Source organism: Labrenzia sp. 011 (assembly GCF_003075075.1).
In the GTDB taxonomy this organism is placed as follows: Bacteria; Pseudomonadota; Alphaproteobacteria; order Rhizobiales; family Stappiaceae; genus Roseibium.
The window spans coordinates 99,777-118,251 of record NZ_QCYM01000008.1; the positions used below are offsets into that span (position 1 = coordinate 99,777).

Annotated in this window: 19 protein-coding genes; 6 read left to right on the forward strand and 13 right to left on the reverse strand. The window is 63.4% G+C overall.

Annotated elements, in window-relative coordinates:
- Positions 1-5: 5 nt before the first annotated feature.
- Together DCO57_RS10855 and DCO57_RS10860 are read right to left on the reverse strand one after the other, a co-directional pair.
- Positions 6-656, reverse strand: coding sequence for a TetR/AcrR family transcriptional regulator (locus DCO57_RS10855; RefSeq protein ID WP_116698913.1), 651 nt, complete (start codon positions 654-656; stop codon positions 6-8).
- Between the two features lie 285 nt (positions 657-941).
- A complete protein-coding gene (locus tag DCO57_RS10860) occupies positions 942-1,838 on the reverse strand; it encodes a LysR substrate-binding domain-containing protein (protein WP_116698914.1) in 897 nt (298 codons plus the stop codon).
- A gap of 107 nt (positions 1,839-1,945) precedes the next feature.
- Between DCO57_RS10860 and DCO57_RS10865 the strand changes: the two genes are divergently transcribed.
- The 4 genes from DCO57_RS10865 to DCO57_RS10880 all read left to right on the forward strand — a co-directional run bounded on the left by DCO57_RS10865 (position 1,946) and on the right by DCO57_RS10880 (position 5,219).
- Complete coding sequence (locus tag DCO57_RS10865; protein ID WP_244287926.1) at positions 1,946-3,136, forward strand: TauD/TfdA family dioxygenase; 1,191 nt, start codon at positions 1,946-1,948, stop codon at positions 3,134-3,136.
- Positions 3,133-3,894, forward strand: coding sequence for a class II aldolase/adducin family protein (locus DCO57_RS10870; RefSeq protein ID WP_116698915.1), 762 nt, complete (start codon positions 3,133-3,135; stop codon positions 3,892-3,894). The genes DCO57_RS10865 and DCO57_RS10870 overlap by 4 nt, the downstream gene beginning before the upstream one ends.
- Before the next feature lie 226 nt (positions 3,895-4,120).
- Complete coding sequence (locus tag DCO57_RS10875; RefSeq protein WP_165814715.1) at positions 4,121-4,714, forward strand: DJ-1/PfpI family protein; 594 nt, start codon at positions 4,121-4,123, stop codon at positions 4,712-4,714.
- Positions 4,715-4,868: 154 nt separating this feature from the next.
- A complete protein-coding gene (locus DCO57_RS10880) occupies positions 4,869-5,219 on the forward strand; it encodes a ribbon-helix-helix domain-containing protein (RefSeq protein ID WP_116698916.1) in 351 nt (116 codons plus the stop codon).
- 12 nt (positions 5,220-5,231) lie between these two features.
- Here the strand turns inward: DCO57_RS10880 and mdoH are convergent, their stop codons facing one another.
- The 7 genes from mdoH to gatC all read right to left on the reverse strand — a co-directional run bounded on the left by mdoH (position 5,232) and on the right by gatC (position 12,766).
- Positions 5,232-7,031, reverse strand: coding sequence for a glucans biosynthesis glucosyltransferase MdoH (gene mdoH, locus DCO57_RS10885; RefSeq protein ID WP_116698917.1), 1,800 nt, complete (start codon positions 7,029-7,031; stop codon positions 5,232-5,234).
- A gap of 1 nt (position 7,032) precedes the next feature.
- Entirely contained in the window at positions 7,033-7,419 is a 387-nt protein-coding gene (locus DCO57_RS10890) for a hypothetical protein (RefSeq protein WP_116698918.1), read from the reverse strand.
- Entirely contained in the window at positions 7,416-9,008 is a 1,593-nt protein-coding gene (locus DCO57_RS10895; RefSeq protein WP_116698919.1) for a glucan biosynthesis protein G, read from the reverse strand. The genes DCO57_RS10890 and DCO57_RS10895 overlap by 4 nt, the downstream gene beginning before the upstream one ends.
- 215 nt (positions 9,009-9,223) lie before the next feature.
- On the reverse strand, positions 9,224-10,318 hold the full coding sequence (locus DCO57_RS10900; RefSeq protein WP_116698920.1) for an NAD(P)/FAD-dependent oxidoreductase: 1,095 nt from the start codon (positions 10,316-10,318) through the stop codon (positions 9,224-9,226).
- A 170-nt stretch (positions 10,319-10,488) separates the two neighbouring features.
- Positions 10,489-11,973 (reverse strand): Asp-tRNA(Asn)/Glu-tRNA(Gln) amidotransferase subunit GatA, encoded by a 1,485-nt coding sequence (gene gatA / locus DCO57_RS10905; RefSeq protein ID WP_116698921.1) that lies wholly within the window; start codon positions 11,971-11,973, stop codon positions 10,489-10,491.
- A 12-nt stretch (positions 11,974-11,985) separates the two neighbouring features.
- Positions 11,986-12,462: a GNAT family N-acetyltransferase gene (locus DCO57_RS10910; protein ID WP_116698922.1), complete on the reverse strand. Its 477-nt coding sequence runs from the start codon at positions 12,460-12,462 to the stop codon at positions 11,986-11,988.
- A gap of 16 nt (positions 12,463-12,478) precedes the next feature.
- The gene (gene gatC / locus DCO57_RS10915) at positions 12,479-12,766 is read right to left on the reverse strand and encodes an Asp-tRNA(Asn)/Glu-tRNA(Gln) amidotransferase subunit GatC (RefSeq protein WP_116698923.1); all 288 of its coding nucleotides are present in this window, start codon (positions 12,764-12,766) and stop codon (positions 12,479-12,481) included.
- A 254-nt stretch (positions 12,767-13,020) separates the two neighbouring features.
- On the opposite strand from gatC, the gene DCO57_RS10920 reads away from it, so the two are divergent.
- Entirely contained in the window at positions 13,021-13,578 is a 558-nt protein-coding gene (locus tag DCO57_RS10920) for a TetR/AcrR family transcriptional regulator (protein WP_133192656.1), read from the forward strand.
- A 159-nt stretch (positions 13,579-13,737) separates the two neighbouring features.
- Entirely contained in the window at positions 13,738-14,232 is a 495-nt protein-coding gene (locus DCO57_RS10925) for a YHS domain-containing (seleno)protein (protein WP_116698999.1), read from the forward strand.
- Positions 14,233-14,344: 112 nt separating this feature from the next.
- Here DCO57_RS10925 and DCO57_RS10930 read toward each other — a convergent pair whose 3' ends face one another.
- Genes DCO57_RS10930 through mtnK form a run of 4 tightly spaced genes read right to left on the reverse strand, consistent with a single transcriptional unit; the run spans position 14,345 to position 18,372 of the window.
- Positions 14,345-15,010 (reverse strand): class II aldolase/adducin family protein, encoded by a 666-nt coding sequence (locus DCO57_RS10930; RefSeq protein WP_116698925.1) that lies wholly within the window; start codon positions 15,008-15,010, stop codon positions 14,345-14,347.
- Between the two features lie 4 nt (positions 15,011-15,014).
- Positions 15,015-16,007 carry a sugar-binding transcriptional regulator gene (locus tag DCO57_RS10935; RefSeq protein ID WP_116698926.1) on the reverse strand — a complete coding sequence of 331 codons (993 nt, stop codon included), beginning with the start codon at positions 16,005-16,007 and terminating at the stop codon, positions 15,015-15,017.
- Positions 16,004-17,113 (reverse strand): S-methyl-5-thioribose-1-phosphate isomerase, encoded by a 1,110-nt coding sequence (gene mtnA / locus DCO57_RS10940; RefSeq protein WP_116698927.1) that lies wholly within the window; start codon positions 17,111-17,113, stop codon positions 16,004-16,006. The genes DCO57_RS10935 and mtnA overlap by 4 nt, the downstream gene beginning before the upstream one ends.
- Positions 17,110-18,372 (reverse strand): S-methyl-5-thioribose kinase, encoded by a 1,263-nt coding sequence (gene mtnK, locus DCO57_RS10945; RefSeq protein WP_116698928.1) that lies wholly within the window; start codon positions 18,370-18,372, stop codon positions 17,110-17,112. Before mtnK ends, mtnA begins: the two co-directional genes overlap by 4 nt.
- Positions 18,373-18,475: the final 103 nt, after the last annotated feature.

Consider the following 18,475-nt stretch of genomic DNA (forward strand, 5'->3'; position numbering starts at 1 on the left):
GGGGCTTACGCCCCGAACAGCCGGTAAAAGCGGTCAACAGCCGTTTCGGCCTGGGCTTTCAGATCCTTCTCGGCCGGACCGGCGGCCTCGCCGAGCAGAAGGCGGATGTGAACGTCCCGGATCGCAAGGCCGTAAAGCACCTGATAGGCGTCCTCGGCCTTGTCGAATTTCAGCAGCCCGTGGCGGCGGCCGCTTTCCAGCATGGCGCGCGCGCGGGCGGAGATCATGTGTTTGCCGCGTACCAGAAGAAGCTGGCCGAGGCGGTTGGAATTGGTGTTCGACTGGCCGATGGACAGGCGATTCAGCGCCAGCGATGTTTCGGAAAACAGCACGCCCAGCAGCGCTTCCACGAAGGCAGCCACATGCGCGCGGAAGGTTTCGGCGTCGGCGGTCGATCCCGCCTCGGAAGGAAACTGCACCTGGCTCGCCTGAAAGGCCACAACCGCCGCCAGAAGTCCGTCCCGGTCCCCGAACCACTTGTAGAGGCTTTCCTTGGAACAGCTCGCGGTGCGGGCCAGACCGGCCGTGGTCAGGGCCTTTTCCCCGCCCTCGACCAGCAGGGTCAGAGCATGCTGCAGGACCACCTGCTGGCGCGGAGAGAACTCCGGCGCGGCATCCGGGCGGGAGGTGGCGATGTCAAAAGCGGCTGCGGACATGTTCTTCGGGCTTGATCAGGGAATGGGTAAATCCGGTAGCAACAAAGCTGGGGAACCGTACGGTACGGTTCTGGCGAGGTTATTGCACCAGCGGAAAAAGAGGTCAAGAGGGGGGCGGAAATTTTGTGACGGACTGCGGTAACGGACCAGCCTCGATGGGGCGTCCGGCCACAGGCGAATATCGCCCCTGACCGGCGCGCTCATGGACGGGGCCGCCTGAGTGCTGTTCTGCCCGCGCCGGAAGAGAACAGGGCCCGCCGGCGGGAACCACGGGTCCTGATCGCTTCAGGGCCGGTCTGCGGCCCGCTCGAGCCAGTCCACCACCACTCTTGCCGTTCCCGTTTTCCGGCTGCGGTGGGACAACACCGCATGATAGGCGTTGTCCGGCTGAAGGCGGGGCAGACCGATGGGTATCAGAAGCCCGTTTTCGACCTGGTCGCCTGTGATCGAGCGCCAGCCGAGCATGACACCGTGGCCGGAAAGCGCGGACTGGGTGGCCTGGACATAGTTGGAAAACCGCAGACCCTTGGCCGAGCCCGCAGCCTTGTGGCCTGTCCGGGCGAGGTAGTCGGACCAGGTGAGCCAGCGCCGGTCGGCGAAATCCACGTGGATCAGGAACGCGGAGGCCAGGCTGCCGCCGTTGTCTGCGATGCGCCTTGCCAGGGAGGGAGCGCACACCGGTTCGATGGTTTCCTCAAACAGCAGCCGGACCTCGCCGTCGTCCCAGCGGCCGTCGCCGTAACGCATGGCAATATCCGTTCCGGGGCCGAGTCTGGGAACTTCCTGCACGGTGGTCTGTACATTCACCGCAAGGTCCGGATGGTCACGATAAAGGGCCTCCAGGCGCGGCATCAGCCAGTAGGTGGCAAAGCCGATGGTGCAGGCGATCGTCACGGTCGGAACATCGGGAAGCGTGAGCGCGCGGATATCGTCCAGCGCCTCGGTGAGCCGCTCGCGATTTTCGCTGACCGCCTGCAGCAGGATGGTGCCGGCCTCGGTCAGACCGGCCGGGCGGGTACTGCGATCGATCAGTGCCGTGCCGACATGGTCTTCCAGCTGCCGCAGCGCCTGGCTGATGGCGGACATGGACACATTCAGGTCTCCGGCTGCCCGCTTGGCGCTGCCGGCTCGCTGCACGGTTTCGAAAACGGTCAGGAGCCGGAGCGGGGGGAGGCGGTGCATGGGCTGCTCAAGTTAATCTGGAACTTAAGTTAACTTCTGCTTTTATCGTCTTTTCAAATCGGCTTCACAAGCTCAATTTGTTCAAAGCATATGAAAGGACGGGGTAAATGCTTGTGGTCGCGCAAATGGCCGCCGCATTTGCCAACTTAATCTGGAAGGTGAAGACCATGCTGGGAACGGGTGACGCGGGAGTGCTCCTGCAGGAAAACGGCCTCGATGTGCCTCTTGGTGACGGACGGACCGCCTATTTCAATTATTACTGGCTGCGCGACAATTGTCCGACCTCCTTCGACGCGGAAACCCGCGAACGGGCGTTCGACATCTTTGCCGAAGCGGAGGCGCCCAGAGCCGAAACCGCGGCGATTGCCGGCGGGCATCTTGAAATCACCTGGGCCGGCTCGGGGCATGTCACCCGCATGCCGCTGGAGTTCCTGAACGACTATGCGGCGGGGGAAAAACGCGCCGATCCCGCCAATCTGGCCCGGCGGCCCTGGTATGGGGATCACTATGCGAAGATCGCCCGGTTTTCCCATGCGGAACTCATTGCCGACAAGGCGCATGTCAGGGACTGGGTGCAGGCCATGCTCATCGACGGCGTTGCGCTGCTCACCGGCCTGCCCGATACGGATGACGCCCTGCTGGAGACCGCAGGCCTGATCGGTCATGTGCGCCCGAGCTATTTCGGACTGACCTTCGAGGTGAAAACCCACATCAAGCCGACCAATCTGGCCTTTACCTCCAAGGCGCTGCCGCTGCACACGGATCTGCCGGACGAGGATCTGGCGCCCGGCGTCCAGTTCCTGCATTGCCGGGCGAATTCGGTCGAGGGCGGCAACAGTCTCTTTGTCGACGGACTGGCGGTGGCGGAAGATTTCCGCAAGGCCTATCCGGAAGATTTCGAGCTTCTGGTGTCCGTCGATGTGCCCTATTACTGCGAACATGACAGCTTCGACATGCGCTCCCGCCAGCACGTGATCGAACTGGATGAATACGGCAATGTGTCCGGTGTGACCATCAGTCAGCACCATGCCGATATTTTCGACATGCCGCAGCAGGATCTGGACCGCTTCTACCCGGCCTTCTGTCGCTTCGGACAGATGATGCGGAACGAAAAATACCTGATGCGGTTCCGTCTGAATGCCGGGGAATGTATCGTCTTCGACAACCACCGGATCGTGCATGGCCGGGCGGCCTATACGGCGACCAGCGGCGACCGGCATTTGCGCGGCTGTTACACCGACCGGGGCGAGTTGCGCTCCACCTACCGGGTACTTGCCGGAGAAGGACGATTCAAATGAAACTGGAAACCGGGATTTCGGCGGATACGACGGGCAGTGAACAGGCCCTGCGGGAGGACCTGGCGGCAGCCTTCCGGCTGGCGGTGAAATTCGGCTGGCACGAGTCCGTCGGCAATCATTTCAGCGCGGCGGTGTCGGAGGATGGCGCAACATTCCTGATGAACCCCAAGTGGCGGCATTTTTCGGAGATCCGGGCCAGCGATCTGCTGCTGCTCGACGCCCATGACGACCGGGTCATGGCCGGGGACAACGCTCCGGACCCTTCCGCCTGGTGTATTCACGGCACGGTTCACCGCATGAATCCCGCCGCAAGAGTGTTGTTCCATTGCCATCCGCCGAATGCGACCGCGCTGGCGACGCTGCAGGATCCCTCGATGCGGCCGATTGATCTCAACACGGCCCGCTTCTTCGGCAAGGTAGCCATCGATCCCGGGTTCGGCGGCATGGCGGATGACGCGGAAGAAGGGCGGCGGATCGCCGAGACGCTGGGCGACAAGCCGGTGCTGATCATGGGCAATCATGGCGTATCCGTTTCCGCCGCAAACGTCGCCGAAGCCTTCGAGCATCTCTATTTCTTCGAACGGGCTGCCGAAACCCTCCTGAAGGCCTATGCAACCGGCCGGCCGCTGGCGATCATGTCCGACAATCTCGCCGCCAAGACCGCCGCCGAGTGGGAGCCCTACAAGGGCATGGGCCATGCGCATTTCGACCATCTGAAGCGGGAACTGGACAGGACACAGCCCGACTACCGCGACTGAGGAGCACGGACACCGCCGGGAATATTCTCTGCTTCCCGGCGCCGCATGTCCGCCGTCACACCTCTGTCTGCCCTCAAGGCGGCAGGCAGGGGACAAGAGGGGATCTGGCAGGCCGGTCCGCAGGCTCACACACCGGAAAATGCCGCTGTAGTAGTCGCCTAATACCCGTTTTCTCCCGCCTCCTGATAGGCTTTGCGCATCGTTTTCTGCTCTGGGAGGAAAAAGCATGAGCGCGAAGAAACTTCTCATGATTACCGGTGATTTCACCGAGGACTACGAGACCATGGTGCCGTTCCAGACGCTTCTGGCAATGGGCTATGAAGTCGATGCGGTCTGTCCGGGCAAGAAGGCCGGCGACACGGTTGCGACCTGCATCCACGATTTCGAGGGCGACCAGACCTATTCGGAAAAGCGCGGCCACAATTTCACGCTCAATGCGACCTTTGCCGAGGTGGATGTCGCCCAGTACGACGCCCTGGTGATCCCGGGCGGCCGTGCGCCGGAGTATCTGCGTCTCGACGCCGATGTCATCGCAGCGGTCAGGCACTTCATGGATGAAGGCAAGCCGGTTGCCGCCATCTGTCATGGCGCGCAGATCCTCAGCGCCGCGAAGGTCATCGAGGGACGCACTGTCTCCGCTTACCCGGCCTGCCGCCCGGAGGTGGAGCTGGCTGGCGCGACCTATGCGGATATCGCCATCGACGGCGCCGTAACCGACGGCAATCTCGTTACCGCTCCTGCCTGGCCGGCCCATCCGGCATGGCTGTCGCAGTTCAACGCTGTGCTGAACGGGAAAGCTGCAGGTTCCATCGCCGCCTGACGGAGCCACCATCTTCCGCACCTTCCGGCTGTCTCCCACAAACAGGCACCGGAAGGCTACGGTTCCTGCCCGAGGCTGCACGCAGTCCTTGGGCAGGCTTTTCAGTGACCTGGAAAAGCAATAGGATCACGGTCTACAGCGACCGGATACAGCCATGTGCAAACTCTTCATCGACGCCAACCCGAACCTCTGGGAAAGTAGCACCAGATCCCTGCGTATCGACGGAATGGTCACGTCCGTGCGTCTGGAAACCTTTTTCTGGAAGGTGCTGGAAGAAATCGCCGGACGCGACGGCATGAATGTCGTCCAGCTCATCACCCGGCTGCATCACGAGAGCATTGATGCCGGGCATGATCTCGGCAATTTCACGAGTTTTCTGCGGGTCTGCTGCGGGCGTTATCTCGCCCTGCAGCTTTCGGGCGACGTGCCCACCGACACCCGTCTGCCGATTTCTGGCCTCGATGCGGATGGCATCCTGGAAGCGGAAACCGGCCGGTTTCACTGAGAGACGGACGGTTCAGGCCGTCTCGGCGCTCATGTGCGCAGGCATGGATGCGGACACGCGGTCCGCATCGCCTTCCAGCAAGGCGTTCTGCATTTCGGCGGCAATCGGGACCGGCCCGGCATCGGACGGGACCGCCAGGAGGCCGAGCCGTCGGCATATCTCTCCCATCAGGACCGAAGAGGTCATCCACACCAGGAGCGGTGCCAGGACCAGCGGCAGCGCGACGGGCAGGAGCCAGTAGAACAGCTCCGGCACGTAATAGCGCGAAAAGGCGACGCCGGCCGCGCCTGTCAGAGTCATCCACCATGTTGCGCTGATGGCGGCGCCGAGCGGCAGGGACCCGTCGTCCCGCTCCGCCGTCGGCCAGCCTGAATCGGCCCCGGTCAGAACCTGCACCACCGAGCGGCAATGGAACATCATCAGGACCGGGGCCAGGACCGAGGTCAGGAGGATCTCGATCAGGAAGCTGACAACGAGCCGCAGCGGACCGCCGAAGGTCTTTGCGTCGCCGCCCGCAAGGGTCCTGACCACGAGCAGAAGCTTGGGCAGGATCAGCAGGGCGACGAGACCGAACAGCAGGGCGAGCGCGGTGGCCGTTTCCGGATGGGGAAAGACGGGGAAGGGGGAATAGCCGTCGAAATAGACCGGTGGCGGAGCCATCAGCGGTGCGGTCAGGCTGGTCAGCAGAAACAGGAACCAGATCGGCGAGGCCAGATAGGCGAAGATCCCCTGGAGGATCGAGACCCGGCTCCAGAACCGCAGGCGTGGCGCGGCCAGGATGCGGCTGTGCTGAAGATTGCCCTGGCACCAGCGCCGGTCGCGCTTGGCGTAGTCGACCATGTTGGCCGGAGCTTCCTCGTAGGAACCGGTCAGGTCCGGATCAAGGCGCACCTTCCAGCCGTCGCGCGCCAGCAGCGCGGCTTCCACCGTGTCGTGACTGAGGATATGCCCGCCGAAGGGCGGCTTGCCCTGAAGGGGCGCCATGCCGCAGGCCGCCGCGAAGGCCCGAGTGCGGATCAGTGCATTGTGGCCCCAGAACGTGCCTTCCTCGCCCTGGACGGCGGCGAGTCCGCGCGCGAAGTAAGGGCCGTAGAGGGATGTGGCGAACTGCAGAAGCCGGCCGTAGAGGGTTTTCAGGCCGATGATCTGCGGCAGCGATTGCAGCAGCCCGACGCGCGGGGCGGCTTCCATGCGCCGCACCATCTCCACGATGGTTTCTCCGTCCATGAGACTGTCGGCGTCCAGAACCAGCATGTATTCGTAGGCGCCGCCGGAGGTCTGGACAAAATCCGCGATATTGCCGGCCTTGCGGCCGATGTTCCTGTCCCGGTGCCGGTAGAACAGGCGCCCGCCCGCCTGGTGACGGAGGAGCAACTGGCGATAGGCGGATTGTTCCCTGGCGGCGATGTCGGGTTTCGTCGTGTCGGACAGGACGTAAAAGTCGAAACAATGTGCCTCGGGCAGGCGGTCGATCGACTTCATGATGGCCGCGAGCCGGGCGAATACCGGACCGGTGGCTTCATTGTAGATCGGCATCAGGATGGCGGTGCGCCCTTCCGGCCGCACGTCCGCACGGGCGGCCTTCTGCGGAGCGAAGAGGATGCCGAAGAGCGCGATGCAGCCGCCCCAGGCCAGCCAGAAGGCGGCGATTGCCATCAGCGCGATGCGCACCACGTCAAGCCGGTCGAACCCGTCCGACTGGACAACGTTGGCAAACATGAAGGAAGCGGCGATGGTCAGGAGGACCGCGATCAGAACCATGGCCAGCCGGCGCGGGCCGGCGGGCTGGACCCCGGCACCGGCGGGCCGCATGTCAGCGGTTCCTCGCCGGAGCCGGCGTGCGTTTCATCTGCGGCCGGACCATGTGCAGCACTCTTTGCCAGCGTGTGGCGAGCGGTGCCAGGCGACGGGAAAGAGGTGGCTCGAGGTCATGAGACGGCATATCGAGACGGTGCAGGGGCGGTGGAACGATCATGGTGCGGATCACGCGCGCCCGTTCCTCAGGCCGGCCTTTTCCGGCCAGAAAGGCGTCGGCGGCCAGCAGCGTTTCGCTCCCGAAGCGGTGCTCGGAAAGGGCAAGCTCCAGAATGTCGTCGGACAGGTCCGGCCGTCGGAGCACGTGCCGGATTTCCTCGTATAGGGAGCCGTTGCCACGCGGCTCCGGAAGCGGCTGTGAGCCAGTGTCATTGTATGATGTCATGAGTCCCCACTCCACTGATACATCCATGTTTCCGTCCGGTCGGTGCCGTCGAGCTGCAGAGCCAGTACGAATTCGACCGGTGTTCCCGCATCCTTTCGTTCCACATCCAGAACCACCCGCCAGGACCCGCCTTCCAGGCGCTGAACGAAATGATGTTTGACTTCGGCGTTTTGAATCGTCAGGCGCGGCTCCAGCGGTGCGTCTGCACCCAGGCCGGAAAGCGCCTCGCCGGCGAATTCCACCACGAACTTGCGGAACTTGGGATCCGGGTCCGAAGCGGCGGCGCCGCCATGGCCGGTGCTCGTGCGCACAATCTGCGCCAGCTCCGTTCCCGGTTCCGGATTGCTGCCCCAGATCATCCGATAGGCGAAACGGTGTTCCGAACCGGCTTTGGTGCCGCCTTCCGGCACCCAGAAGGCGACGATATTGTCGTAGATTTCCTTGTCAGCCGGTATTTCCGCCAGCATGACATGCCCACGCCCCCAGCCGTTCACCGGTTCGATCCACAGGGACGGGCGGCGCTGGTATTTGGCTTCCGTGTCCTGGTAGTTGTCAAAGTCGCGGTCACGCTGCAGAAGGCCGAAACCCGCCGGGCTTTCCTCCTTGAAGAAGGAGAGTGACAGTGCTTCCGGATTGCGGATCGGGCGCCACAGGCGCTGGCCGTCGTGCCGCAGGATGAGCAGCCCGTCGTTGTCGTGCACTTCCGGGCGGTAATCGTCAAAGCCGGTGCGGTCGTTTTCGCCGAAGAGGAACATGGAGGTCAAAGGGGCGATGCCCAGCCGATCGACATCCTCGCGCAGGAAGATCCGCGCATCGACTTCGACGACCGTATTGACGCCCGGCTTGATGGTGAACTGATAGGCTCCGGCCACGCTGCTGCTTTCCAGCTCGGCGTAGAGGCGCATTTCGACGGCGCCCTCCGCAGGGCGTTCCAGATAGAATCTGGTGAAGCGCGGAAATTCCTCGGGGCCGGCGATGGCCGTGTCGATGGCCAGTCCGCGGGCCGACAGGCCGTAGACATTGCCCTTTCCCAGGGCCCGGAAATAACTCGCCCCCAGAAAGACGATGAGCTCGTCGTAAAAGTCCGGTGTGTTGAGCGGATGATGAAGCCTGAAGCCCGCGATCCCGGGAAGCTCGACCGTCTTGAAGGCTTCGGGATCGAGCGGTGCGCGATATTCGAAATCGGCACCGGTGAAGCGGATCGGGCGAATCTCGTTTCCGGCAATCTCGAAGAGTTCCACCGGCTCGTCGTAGAGCCAGCCGGGATGAAAGGCCTGAAGACGGTAGTTGCCGGGTATGTCTGCCCACACGGATCGCTCGGGCAGGAAGCGGATCGACCGGTGCTGGTCGTAATCGAGATCCGCCAGAATGTCCGGCAAGTCAGGGGTGGCAGGATCGAAGGCATTCTCAGCCTTGTCCTTCATGCGGTTGATCAGCGTTTCGAAGCTGAAGGGTGCTGCGGGTGAAGATCCCGTACCGCTTTGAGCAGGTGCGGAATTTTCAGCCAGGGCAACGCCGGGAACGGCCCCGCCCGCCAACGAGCCTGCCATCAGGGCCGTCGCCGACAGAAACTTGCGCCGATTGATCACAATAACTGGTCACCTCTTTGAAATTAAAGCGTTCTTTTAGGAGCAGACCTGCAATGAGCACACGCACTGAGGCAATTTTATGGAGAAGAATCGGCCAAAAGATGATTTCACCATGCGCTGCAACATCTCAGGCGGCCGCCTTCCGGTAGCAAACGCGGAAACGGTCAATTGGTTGCATTGTTTTCCGGCCGGGATGCAGCCGGCCGATGGGGAATTTACAAAAGGGCAGTGACGAAATCGCCGATCTCCAGAGCCGAAGTCAGCCCGGGAGATTCGATTCCGTAAAGGGCCACGAGACCCTGAATGCCGTGCGCCTGCGGTCCGTCGATGCGGAAATCCGCGGCAGGGGCGCCGGGGGCGGAAATCTTCGGCCGGATGCCCGAATAGTCCGGGACCAGGGAGTTGTCGGGCAGGCCCGGCCAGTAGCGTCTGATCGCCTCGTAAAACCTGTCGCCACGTCCCGGATCGACCTCGTAGTCAAGGTCTTCGACCCATTCCACATCGGGACCGAAGCGGGCCTGATGCTGCAGATCCAGGGTGATGTGAACGCCCGAGCCGCCCGGTTCCGGCAACGGATAGACCAGTCTGGAAAATGGCGCCTTGCCCTGAAGTTTGAAATAGTTGCCCTTGGCCAGATAGCCTCTGGGAGGATGGGCGCCGGAAACGGTCTCCATCAGGCCCGGTGCGCCATGACCGGCGGAAACGACGAGGTCCCGGCAGGTCAGGGAATAGGTGTCCTCGCCACCGGTGTCGACTTCCAGCCGGAAGCCGCCTTCGCAGGGATCGATCCGCCGGACACGGCTGTTGAGTACGACCTGACCGCCACGGTCTTCCAGTCCGCCCTGCAGGGCAAGCATGAAGCCGTGGCTGTCGATGATGCCGGTCGACGGCGACCAGAGCGCGCCGCAGGCGACCAGCGCCGGCTCGATCTCCTGCAATCTTTGCCTGTCAAGGAAAACCAGATCGGTCAGTCCGGTGTCGATTGCCTGCCTGTGCAGGCGTTCCAGTTCGGGAAGCTGGGTCTCGTCCGAGGCGACGATCAGCTTGCCGATCCGCTCATGGGCGATACCGTTTTCGGCGCAGAACCGATAGAGCTGATGCTTGCCGGGAAGGCACAGTTTCGCTCTCAGGCTGCCGACCGGATAATAGATGCCGGCATGGATGACCTCGGAATTGCGGGAGCTGGTCTGTGAACCGATCAGCCCGTGCTGCTCGAGCACCATGACCTCGCGCCCTGCAAGCGCGAGCGCCCGCGCGCAGGCCAGCCCCACCACGCCGGCGCCAATCACAAGGGTTTCGATGTCATGCATGGGATCGGTTTCCAGTTTTCGCGATTGCCGGCCGTTCCTGTCGGGCGCTGCTCCCGCCTTGCGCCGGAGCCTTCCCGTGGAATTGCCGGATCCGTCCCGGGTTCAGGGTCTGGGAAATGCCGGGGCGGGACTTCAGTCGCGCCACGCCCCGGGCAGGGTCGGCGGCGGGATCAGCTCCACCATTTTTCCGGCTGGAACGATCCGGCGGCGTCCTCGATGACCTGACCGACCTGGAACAGGGTGCTTTCGTCGAAGGGCTTGCCGATAAGCTGCAGGCCGAGGGGCAGGCCGTCCTTGTCGAGGCCGGCGGGCACGGAAATGCCCGGCAGGCCGGCCATGTTCACGGTGACCGTGAAGATGTCGTTCAGATACATCTTGACCGGATCCGAATGCAGGGCCTGATCGGCGACGCCGAAGGCCGCCGACGGGGTTGCCGGGGTCAGGATCGCATCGACGCCGTTCTGCCAGGCCAGGTCGAAATCGCGCTTGATCAGCGTGCGCACCTTCTGGGCCTTGAGGTAATAGGCGTCGTAATAGCCGGCCGACAACACATAGGTGCCGATCAGGATGCGGCGCTTGACCTCTTCGCCGAAGCCTTCGGCGCGGGTGTTCTCATACATTTCGACGATATCCTTGCCCGGCACGCGCAGGCCGTAGCGGACGCCGTCGTAGCGGGCAAGGTTCGAGGAGGCTTCTGCGGGGGCGACGATGTAATAGGCCGGAAGGGCGTATTTCGTGTGCGGCATGGCAATATCGACGACTTCCGCGCCGGCGTCCTTCAGCCACTGAATGCCCTTCTGCCACAGCTCCTCGATTTCGGCCGGCATGCCGTCCATGCGGTATTCCGCGGGAATGCCGATCTTCAGACCCTTCACGGACTTGCCGATGGCGGCCTCATAGTCCGGCACCTCGATGTCGACGGAGGTCGTGTCCTTCGGATCGACCGAGGCCATGGATTTCAGAAGGATGGCGCTGTCGCGCACGGTCTGCGCAATGGGGCCGGCCTGATCGAGAGAGGAGGCGAAGGCAACGACGCCCCAGCGCGAGCAGCGGCCGTAGGTCGGCTTGATGCCGACCGTACCGGTGAAGGCCGCCGGCTGGCGGATGGAGCCGCCGGTGTCGGTTGCCGTTGCGCCCATGCACATGCGGGCCGCAACCGCGGTTGCCGAGCCGCCGGAAGATCCGCCCGGTACCAGGTCCTGGTTGGAGCCCTGCTTGCGCCAGGGGTTGATCACCGGGCCGTAATAGGACGTCTCGTTGGAGGAGCCCATGGCGAATTCGTCCATGTTCAGCTTGCCGAGCATCACGGCGCCGTCGGCCCACAGGTTGGACGTCACCGTGGACTCATAGGGTGGCTTGAAGCCGTCGAGAATGTGGCTGCAGGCCTGGGTGTGCACGTCCCTGGTGGCGAACAGATCCTTGATGCCGAGCGGAATGCCTTCCAGCGCACCGGCCTCGCCGCTGGCGAGCTTGGCGTCGGATGCTTTGGCCATGTCGCGAGCCTTGTCGGCGGTGACGGTCACATAGGCGTTCAATGCCTTGTTGGCCGCTTCGATGTTGCCAATGAAGGCCTCGGTGAGTTCCAGGGACGTATAGTCCTTGTTCTTCAGGCCGTCGCGGGCCTCGGCAATGGTGAGTTTGGTGAGATCGGTCATTATTTTGATCTTTCAGGCGGCCCTGAGCGGCCGAGTGTAAAAAACGGAATAGGGACTTTCGGGATAATCGAGCACCGGGCCGCACGCATTGAAACCGGACTGCTCATAGAGCCGCCGTGCGGCGTCATAGTTGTGGCCGGTTTCCAGCACGAGGCGTGTGACGCCCTCCGAGGCCGCAAGTTCGGTCACATGATCGAGGATCCGGCGCGCCAGCCCAAGTCCGCGGAACCGGGGGCGGGTGTAGAAGCGCTTGAGTTCGCCGATGGCATTTTCGTGCCGGTGCAGGGCGCCACAGGCAGCCGCCTGTCCGTCGACGCGGGCAACGAACACCGACGTGTCCGGTCCGGCCATCTCTTCAGCACTCATGCTGTAGTTGGCGTCTTCCGGCGTCAGGGAACCGAGCGTGGTGTTCAGCTCGCCGATCATGGCGCGCATGTCCTCGCTCAGGGGGCTTTCGACCGCTATGACAACGACGGAGGGTGCGTTCATCCCGACCGGAGCCCGACTATTCGACGACTTTCGGCACGATGAAGAAATTGTCTTCACTGGCCGGCGCGTTGGCGATGATTTCTCCGGCCTTGTTGCCGTCGGTGACCGCGTCCTCACGCTTCTTCATGGTCTGCTCGACCACGGAGTTCAGCGGCTCGACCCCGTCGATGTTCACTTCGTCAAGCTGTTCGACGAAGCCCAGGATGGCGTTCAGTTCGCCGGTCATACGGGTGGCGTCGTCCTCGCTCACCCGGATCCGGGCGAGACGGGCAACGCGTTTTACCGTGTCGGTATCTACAGACATGTGTTCCTCGTTTCTTCACAGTCCTGCGGGGCCGGAATGGAACCCGATCCCGCACAAGCTCTCGCCCCTGTTTGCGGCGCAGGCGCGCTGAAAGCAAGTGCCGAGGCTTGCGGGCAGGTCGGTTTCGAAATAAATCGGTACCATTGGTAACCGTAATTACGAAAACGGTTTTCGTGATTTCCAAGATTCCGTCAGGGAGACAGCTGGTGCTTGAGGCCAGGGAAAGGACGGCAGGACGGCCGCGGGAGAGCCGGGTGACCCAGGCGCTGCTGGAGGCGGCGCTGTGCGAACTGGCCGAGCACGGCTATGAGAAAACCACCATTGCAGCGGTTGCGGCGCGGGCCCGGACCAGCAAACAGGCGGTTTACCGGCGCTTTCGTGACAAGGAGGCCATGATTGCGGGCGCGGTGGAGCAGGGGCTCCTGCGCACCAATCCGGCGCCGCCGCAGCGGGGCAGTGTGGCGGAAGACCTGCGTGCGTACCTTGCCGGAACGGTCGGCGCCCTTCAGGACACGCCGCTCGGCAACGCGATCCGCGCCCTGGTACCGCACCGGGGGAAGGCGGAGGTCGGGTCGGTTCTGGCAGCGGCGGAGGAGAGCCGGCGTCTCCTCATGCGGCAGATCTTCGTTGCAACGCCCTTCGAAGCGGACATGGAAACCCGGATCGATCTCCTGCTGGGCCTTGTCTATTTCCGCCTGCTTATCCGCGGCGTCAGGATAGAGGGCGGGGACATCGAAACGGCCATCTACCTGGTACTCGGCCTCGTGGCACCGCGCGATCCGGTGTCCGGGGACGGCCTGCCCGGTATGTGACGGATTCCCGATCATCGGTCCGGCGATCACGAATGTCTCCCGATCAGCTGGCGGTCCTGTGATCAAGGGTGATTGGCGTTCCCAAGCCGGCGAGCACATTTTCCTCGTGTCGTGGTGCTTGCCGGCACGACCGGGTTTTCAATTGTCAGGGAGTTTCCGATGCCGCTTTACACCACCAGGTCCGTTCTTCTGGGACTGACCGCGCTTTTTTCCGCCGCCGCGTTCACCGCCTCGGCCGATGAAATCACCACTTTCACCAAGTCGGGTGCAGCGATAGGCGGAACGGATCCCGTTGCCTATTTCACCGAAGGCAAGCCGGTGGCAGGCTCGGATGCGTTCACTGCCGAATATGACGATGTGACCTGGAAATTCTCCTCGGCGGAAAACCGCGATGCCTTTGTGGCCGATCCGGCCAAATACGCGCCGCAATACGGCGGTTTCTGCGCCTTCGGAGCGGCAATGGGCTTCAAGGTTCCGGTGGTCCCGGAGGCCTGGTCGATCGTCGATGGCAAGCTCTATCTCAACAACTCCCTGAAAGTGCAGGAGCGGTTCGAGGAAGACGTGCCGGGGCACATCGAGAACGCCACCTTGAACTGGGAAATCATCCGCGAGAAGAAGCCGGAAGAGCTGAAGGAACCGATCATCCGCGACTGACGGCGTTCGGTCTGAAAAGCTGACGGCCGCCGCGGTTTTCCCGCGGCGCCGCGTGATCGGCTCAGTGCCGCGCAGCACTGGGCCGGAGCCTGCTCCGGCTCCTGTCCCTTCCTCAGGCCGATTTCAGGCCATAGGTCGCGACTGCGCCCAGAACGCTTTCGATTTCGCTGTCCGAAAGGATGTGCGGGGTGCCGATGCTGCGGCTGAGGATATAGGCCCGGGCCAGGACCTCCAGTTCCTCAAGACGCCAGAGCCCCTTTTCAAGGGTCTCGCCACCAACCACGGCGCCGTGGTTGGCCATCAGGCAGCCATGCCGGTTGCGCATGGCAGTGACCACATTGTCCGCGAGCTCCTCACTGCCGAACAGGGCGTATCCGGCGAGCGGAACGGTGTTGCCGCCGAACAGGGCGATCATGTAGTGGCAGGCAGGAATTTCCTCGCGGTTGATGGAAAGCGCCGTGCAATGCACCGGATGGGCATGGACGATGGCGTTCATTTCCGGCTTGGCCCGCAGCAAGGCCAGGTGGAACTGCCATTCGGTGGAGGGCGGCAAGGGTCCCTCCGGCGCGCCCTGTCCGTCAAGCGGCATGGACACCAGCATGTCCGGAGTCATCCGGTCATAGGGGACGCCGGAAGGCGTAATGATCATCCGGTCGTCCGCACGGGCGGAGATGTTGCCGGAGGTGCCCTGGTTGATCCCCCGGCGGTTCATGTCCCGGCAGGCGTCGATGATGGCCTGCCGGAGGTCCGGTGTGTCCCGGTAGGGTGGTTTCAGCATGGTTTCACGCGAGCTCCAGCATCTGTGCGGCGGTTTCGGTACAGGTGGCGACATGGGTGGCGTAGCCGCCACGGATGGCGGCCAGCATGGGTGCCGCCCGCTCGGGTCCGGAGCCGACCAGCAGACCCATGTCCTTGTTTTTCATCTGATCGAGGGTGACGGCGATCATGCGGTTTTCGATCTCCCGCATGACGGCGTTGCCGTCGTGGTCGATCAGCCGGCCGCAGATGACACCAATGGCGCCTTTTTTCGCGCAGGCGTCCACCTCGGACCGGTCGAGCAGCCCGGCGTGGACGACGTGGCTGTCGGCGGTGCAGGTCCCGCAGGCGAAGATGGTCTTGTTGCAGTCGGCCACGGCGTCGAGCTGCTCCCGGATCACCGGTTCCTGCTTGAGACGATCGACGAGCTGCCTGTCGGACAGGAGCAGCGGCACATGCAGGTTGACGCAGTGGGCACCGTAGCGCCGTGCCAGGGTGGCCGAGCAGGTTTCCGCCGCAAAGCCGAGCGCGGCGGGCCGCGACCCGACGAGCTGCACGACGGTGAGCTCATCGATGGTGACACGCGGTGCGGCTTCCGCGACCCGGTAGACGGTTTCGCCCCAGGCCACCCCGAGGCGGTCCCCCGGTTCCAGCAGGCTGGGAAGCCAGTCGGAAACCACCCGGGTCACCCGGTCGAGGGACTGGTCCGCGCCGTCGGGCGAGGAGGGCACGACGATGGCATCGTGAAGGCCGAAACGCTCCATGAGTGCGCGGGCCAGTTGCTGGTCCCGGAAAATGTCGCTGTCGAGCGTGATCCGGACGTAGTCCCGCCGCCGCGCCTCTGACAGGTAGTTGACCACTGTGGCGCGCGAGATGCCGAGCCGCTCGGCAATCTCGTTCTGGTTCATGCCGTCCTGGTAGTAGCACCAGGTGACTTCGATGATCGCCTCGTCCTGGGAGCGGGCGCGGGGGACGGATTTCGCCTCCCCCGGCCTGGATTTGCCCGGACCCGGTGTCATGCGCTCTTTTCAAGATTGGCGAGATCCGGAAAGAGCTTCGCAAGTCCCTCGGCGCTTGCCTCGCAAACACCACGCTCGGTGATCAGGCCGGTGACGAGATGGTTGGGCGTCACATCGAAGGCAGGATTGCCGCCGGGGGTGCCGGGCGGTGTCACCTGAACCTGGCCGATGGTGCCCTCCGGTGTGAGACCCTGGATATGGGTGACTTCGCGTTCGTTGCGTTCCTCGATCGGAATTTCCACCACCCCGTTGTCCACGGTCCAGTCGATGGTCGGGGAGGGGAGAGCCACATAGAAGGGCACGTCGTTCGCGCTGGCCGCCAGCGCCTTCAGATAGGTGCCGATCTTGTTGCACACGTCGCCTCTGCGGGTGGTGCGGTCCGTGCCGACGATGACCATGTCGACAAGGCCGTGCTGCATCAGATGGCCGCCGGCGTTGTCGGTGATGTAGGTGTGCGGGATGCCGTGGCTGCCGAGCTCCCACGAGGTGAGCGCCCCCTGGTTGCGTGGGCGCGTTTCGTCGACCCAGACGTGGATCGGGATACCGGCGTCGTGGGCCTGGTACATCGGGCTCGTCGCCGTGCCCCAGTCGACGGTGGCGATCCAGCCGGCGTTGCAATGGGTGAGCAGCCGGACGGGCTCGCCGTCCTTCTTGCCGGCGGCGATCCTGCGGATGATCTCCAGACCGTTGAGGCCGATCCGGCGGTTGATCTCGACATCCTCGTCGGAAATCTCGTGCGCCAGCTTCAGGGCCGCTGCCTTGCGTTCGCTCTCGGGCAGGGTCTTCAGCATGGTGCGGCAGCGGTTGAGCGCCCAGCGCAGGTTGATTGCCGTCGGGCGGGTCTTGTCGAGAAATCCGAAAGCCTCGTCCAGATGGGCATCGGACGGGTCGATCCGGGCGGCCAGCGCCATGCCGTAGGCGGCGGTTGCTCCGATCAGCGGTGCGCCGCGGACCCGCATTTCCACGATCGCGTCGGCGAAATCCTGCAATGTGTCGACCTGCTGGATGCGGAAATCGTGCGGCAGCCAGCGCTGATCGATGATCTGCAGAGCGGATTGATCCTCATCCCACCAAAGCGAGCGGTAATGTTTGCCGTTGACCTTCATAGGATGTCCTTTGCATTGAATTGGCGGGCAAGATCGAGAAGCGAGGCGGTGGTATTGACCGCCTGGGTGCCCAGAATCAGCTCCGCGCCCATGGCCAGGTTGCGGGCCTCGAGACGGCACTTCAGGGCAATGTCCTCGATCTCCTCGAAATCGGCATTATGGGCGAGTGACAGGGTGCGCCGGTGCATCTCGATGCCGCAGAAGCCGAGCGCATCGCTGCGGATGTCCGCCAGAAGATCGTCGCAGCAGTCCCTGCTGGACTGGTTCTGGTCCTCGAACAACGCGGCGGGAAAGAGCATGCCGGTACGCTCGCTCTCCCAGAGGGTCCGGAACTCGGTCTCGAAGGAGGAAAACACCTCGTCGATGACCGAGAGAATCCAGTCCTGATACGGCGCCAGATCGTCCGTGTCGCGATGGGCCGGCTGGCTGAAATAGGCCATCAGGAAGTTGGCGACGAGCATGCCGATGTCGAAGCCCATCGGCCCGTACTGGACGAATTCCGGATCGATGACCTTGCTTTCGGTTTCCGTCGACATGATCGATCCGCTGTGCAGGTCGCCATGGAGCATCGTTTCCGTATTCGAGGCGAACTTCATCAGCATGCGCTGCACGCGCGCCTTCAGGGCCGGGTTGCCACGCAGCTCCGCCACCACCGGATCGAGGCCCGGCGTGTGGTGGTTCATCTTCGCGTCGTAGTAGGGATCGGTGAAGATCAGGGCCTCGGTGATGGCCGGGATCTCGACATTGCCGGCAAACAGGCCGACATCCTTCTTCTTGTCGGCGCTCTTCAGCGAGAGCTCCGAGCCGCGGAAGGCCGTGCGGGCGCAGAAACGCCCGAGGAATGCTCCCAGTCCGGCGACCTTCTCGCCGTCGATCAGCTTGCGGCGCAGGATCTTGTGGGGTGAAAGGAACTCCATCACGATCAGCGCCTGGGCTTCGTCGAAATGGTAGACCTCAGGGACAGAGCCAGGATCGCGCGCCGCCTGGCGGACCAGCGCATGATTTTCGTAGTAGGCGCGATAGAGCGGCAGCGGCCAGCTGTCGCCAACCAGGCGCACATAGGGCAGGGCCTGCTTGACGATCACCGTGCCTTGCGGCCCTTCGACGATGAAAACCAGGTTCAGGTTGCCGTCGCCGACCTCCTTCACCGTCCAGAGGGACGGATCGGCACCGACGCGCCCGGCAATCACGGGCACCGCGGAAAGGCGCGGTCCCAGCTCTTCAGGGGTTAGGGGGCGATAGAGATCCGGCGTGTTCATCTTGCTGCACTTTCCTCCCGATTTTTTCCGAATAAAAGTCAGAATTGTTCAAAAGTCAACTCAGTTGACAAATGGCTATTCCGCGTGCTGTAACGATTGCAGC